This is a genomic window from Bacillus sp. 05T22 (genome assembly GCF_056396765.1).
This window is the reverse complement of sequence record NZ_JBFTMC010000190.1, coordinates 1-4,245: the sequence shown is the minus strand read 5'-3', so window position 1 is coordinate 4,245 and position 4,245 is coordinate 1. Positions and strand designations below refer to the sequence as shown.

Genomic DNA, 4,245 nt, shown 5'->3' with positions numbered 1-4,245 from the left:
CTTCAGTTCCTTCTTCAACTGGAGTACCGTATCCAGATGATTATAGTGAATTTAACGATTTTAATGGATGGGATAATGGAGGTGTTCATTTCAACTCAAGTATTATTAATAAAGTTGCGTATTTAATTGCAAAAGGTGGCACTCATAACRGTGTAACTGTAAAAGGTATTGGCGAGGATAAAATGTTTGATATTTTCYATTATGCAAACACTGATGAATTAAACATGACTTCTGGTTTCTCYGAATTGAGATCGGCATGCCTTCGAGTTGCAGCAAATAAATATGGKGCGAAMTCAACTGARGYTCAAGCAGTYCAAAAAGCTTTTGATGCAGCAAAAATTAAGGTAACAGTGAAAAAAACTGCGGAAAACCAAGCGCTGGAGTTAACTGTACCGTTTACAACTACACTACATGTAGGTGATACGTTCGACCCGATGAGAGGTGTAAAAGCTGTTGATAAAGAAGATGGTGATTTAACAAATAGAGTAAAACATAAAGGCAATGTAGATACTTCTAAACCAGGTAAATACATTGTGGAGTATTCGGTTGTCGATTCCCAAGGGGTTAATGCAACGGCTACACAGACTGTAATTGTAGAGGGAAATGGAGAAACTCCAGGTATGGAACCTAAATTAACAGTGCCTGTTGGAGCAACAATTAATGTAGGAGATTCATTCGACCCAATGGCAGGAGTATCAGCTACTGATAAAGAAGACGGTGACCTTACTTCTAAAGTAACAGTTGATGGTAAAGTAGATACATCTAAAGCCGGTACTTATGAAGTAATATATAGTGTCAAAGATTCCGCAGGTAATGAGGTAACTACAATACAAAAAGTGGTTGTGAAAGATAAAGACAATAACAACGGTAATGGCCCTGATAATGACAATAACAACACTAACAACAGCACTGCTTCTGATACTGGTAACAGTACTATCTTAAATAATAGTACTTCTGATAAAAAAGAAGTTACATATAAAAAGCTTCCAAAAACGGGTGCAAGTACAAATAACAGTGCAGCAATGGGTGTATTGATGGTTCTTGCAGGTATTGTTCTTTCTTTTGGTCGTAAATTTAGAAAGGTATTAAAATAATAGTAACTTATTGCATTTTATTGTATTATTGCAGTGAATTAAAAAGCACCTTCAAATATTGAAGGTGTCTTTTTATCAACTTTTATAAACTAATTTTCTAATATAAACATTTCGAAGTTAATATAAAAACACTATTGTTTAGGGGATAAATGAGGAGAGGTTCAAATCCATAAGAGGCTAATATTCGGTATACAGAAAAGATGGCGTTTTTTATGAACTTTTATTAATATTCAGCTAGAGTCTGATTTACATAGTAGGCCTCACCATATCCAAAAAAGAAACTTGTACGTTTAAACACAAATTGGACACATTTTAACTGATACACTGTACGTTAAGCGCAAAGTTTGTTACCAAAAAACTAGCCTTTTGAAAAAAAGATCCCCTAATATGAGGGCACTGAAAAAGTCCTCATAGTTTAAAAAGTGAAAGCTTCCTCGATTTCATCGAGGAAGCTTTCACTTTTTTCATGTATAATGGTTGTACTAATTCTAGGTGGTGTTCCGGATGATTTCAAAACAACAATCTCTTAACCTTAGTCCATTCATGGCGATTTACGATATCGTCGTGCCAAAAGATAATATGCTTCGTCAATTTAATGAAATGGTTGATTTTTCTTTTGTTTTAGAAGAATTGAAGGATAAATATTGTCTCGATAACGGTCGCAATGCAGTGCCGCCCGTTCGTATGTTCAAATATTTATTGTTAAAATCCATTTTTGATTTATCCGATGTAGATGTTGTCGAACGCTCAAAATATGACATGTCTTTTAAATATTTCTTAGATATGGCACCAGAAGATATGGTGATCGACCCTAGTTCGTTAACGAAGTTTCGTAAGCTTCGTTTAAAAGATGTAGGGTTACTTGACATGCTCATCCAAAAAACAGTGGAAATTGCACAGGAAAAGGACTTGATTACAAGTAAATCAATTATTGTTGACGCTACGCATACAAAAGCACGCTTCAATCAAAAATCGCCGAAAGAATTTTTAATGGAGAAATCAAAACTACTCCGCAAAGCGGTTTATCAAATCGATGAAGGAATGAAAGAAAAATTCCCACCTAAAACAACGACGAATGACTTAGGTGACGAACTCGAATATTGTCAAAAAGTCATTGAAGCGGTAGAAAAAGAAGAAATGATTCGTAAATATCCAAATGTGAAAGAAAAACTCAACTATTTGAAAGAAATTGTAGAAGACCACCAAGAACACCTTCAATTTTCACAAGATCCTGATGCACGAATTGGACATAAAACAGCCGACTTCTCTTTCTTTGGATATAAAACACATATTGCGATGAACGAAGAACGTATCATTACAGCGGCGGTGATTACAACAGGTGAAAAAAGCGATGGAAAATACCTTCAAACATTGGTTGAAAAAAGTCGTGAAACAGGAATGGAAATTGATACGGTCATTGGAGATACTGCTTATTCAGAGAAAAATAATATTCAATATGCCAATCAACATGAATTACAATTAGTCGCTAAATTAAACACAATTGTGACACAAGGACCACGTAAAAAAGAAGATGAATTTGAGTTTAATAAAGATGCGGGTATGTACGTTTGTAAAGCTGGACATATGGCTATCCGTAAAGCACGTACTGGTAAAAAGGGAACAAACAAGAATCAAAGCCACACTTACTATTTTGATATCAACAAATGTAAAGTATGTCCATTTAAAGATGGGTGTTATAAAGAGGGCGCGAAAAGTAAGACGTATTCTGTCACCATAAAATCGACAGAACATAAGGAACAACAGGCATTTCAGGAAAGTACATACTTCAAAGAAAAGGGGAAAGAGCGTTATAAAATTGAAGCGGAAAATAGTGAACTGAAGCACAGACCCGGGTATGATGTGGCATCTTCCTCGGGTCTGATTGGCATGCAAATGCAAGGAGCAATGGCCATATTCGCTGTTAACTTAAAACGAATTATGACCCTATTAAAAGAAAAAAAGTAACAAAAATATAGAAAGAAAAGTCGCCTTTCTTGTTTTACATGTGTTTTATGAGATGAAAAACGGAAGTTTTTCAGTGCCCTCAATATTAACTCCATCTTTTTTATTGTTTAATATATTACTTTATGATATATTATTTTTAGATATATCATAAAGTGATATAGGAGAGTAGGAATAAAATGAAATCATTAGAGCAGTTAACTGATTCTGTATTTTATATTATGGCAGGATTCACCAAACCAAGGCATGGCTATGCGGTGATGAGCTTGATTGAAGAATTAACAAAGGGGAAAGTAGTAATTGGGCCTGCATCACTATACACAATTATTAAAAAGTTAATAACCGAATCTTACATTGAATTATTTGATGATTCAGACTCACGTAGAAAAGTATATGTTTTGACAGATAAAGGTAGAGAAGTGTTGGAACAAGATATTTTGAGACGTAAAACGATGCTTGATTTTGCTGAAAATGGATTAAAAGGGGAGAACTAAAATGGGGAAAACAAAATACATCATGTCAAATGGGATTGCTTTTTCAGAAGAAATAGATTTAAAAAAGCTAAGAAAGTATGCTGCAAAAGGATGGATTGTGAAACGTTTTAAACGAATGGGATATGAATTAGAAAAGGGCGTTGCTGAAGATACTATTTTTAGTCTTGATATAAGACCATTAGCAGAAAATGAATTGGAAGAATATATTGAAATGTTTGAATTGGCAGGTTGGGAATATGTTTGTTCAAGTTATTATGGTGTGCACCTATTTAAGGCCAAACCTGGTACAAGACCAATTTATACAGATAAAGAAACAAAACAGGAGAAAATAAAAACACTTAGACAACCAGTTATGTCAACAGTTTTAATTAGTATGACCATGCTGATTGTAAGTTATTTAGTTCATTCGGTAAGTTCAGGGGTATTAAGTACAATATTTTCGATAGTTTTCTTATTTTCCCTTGTCATTACCATTCCAATGTTAATGACATTAATGGCGACCTACTACCATTCGATTCGAACAAAATAGTATAGAAAGGGGTCCCGCCACATCGCTATCAAGCTAAGCTCATACAACGTTAATTATTATAGAGGTTGTTTCTTTTTTATAAAGATTATGTGTAGAGAATTTAAAGATTTGCATACGAAATAAACCCTATCGGGTTTCATTTTTTTGAATTAAGCCGCTTGATTAT

The 4,245-nt window shown here is 34.2% G+C and carries 3 protein-coding genes and 2 pseudogenes; all 5 read left to right on the top strand.

Annotated elements, in window-relative coordinates; genetic code table 11:
• A pseudogene (locus AC1DIT_RS27315) lies at positions 1-1,028 on the top strand (immunoglobulin-like domain-containing protein); the annotation flags it as partial.
• Positions 1,020-1,094, top strand: a pseudogene (locus AC1DIT_RS27310) (hypothetical protein); the annotation flags it as partial. The pseudogenes AC1DIT_RS27315 and AC1DIT_RS27310, both read left to right, overlap by 9 nt.
• A gap of 504 nt (positions 1,095-1,598) precedes the next feature.
• The gene (locus AC1DIT_RS27305) at positions 1,599-3,059 is read left to right on the top strand and encodes an IS1182 family transposase (RefSeq protein ID WP_016133108.1); all 1,461 of its coding nucleotides are present in this window, start codon (positions 1,599-1,601) and stop codon (positions 3,057-3,059) included.
• 176 nt (positions 3,060-3,235) lie between these two features.
• On the top strand, positions 3,236-3,550 hold the full coding sequence (locus AC1DIT_RS27300) for a PadR family transcriptional regulator (protein ID WP_016115627.1): 315 nt from the start codon (positions 3,236-3,238) through the stop codon (positions 3,548-3,550).
• A 1-nt stretch (position 3,551) separates the two neighbouring features.
• A complete protein-coding gene (locus AC1DIT_RS27295) occupies positions 3,552-4,079 on the top strand; it encodes a DUF2812 domain-containing protein (protein WP_016115626.1) in 528 nt (175 codons plus the stop codon).
• Positions 4,080-4,245 lie beyond the last annotated feature (166 nt).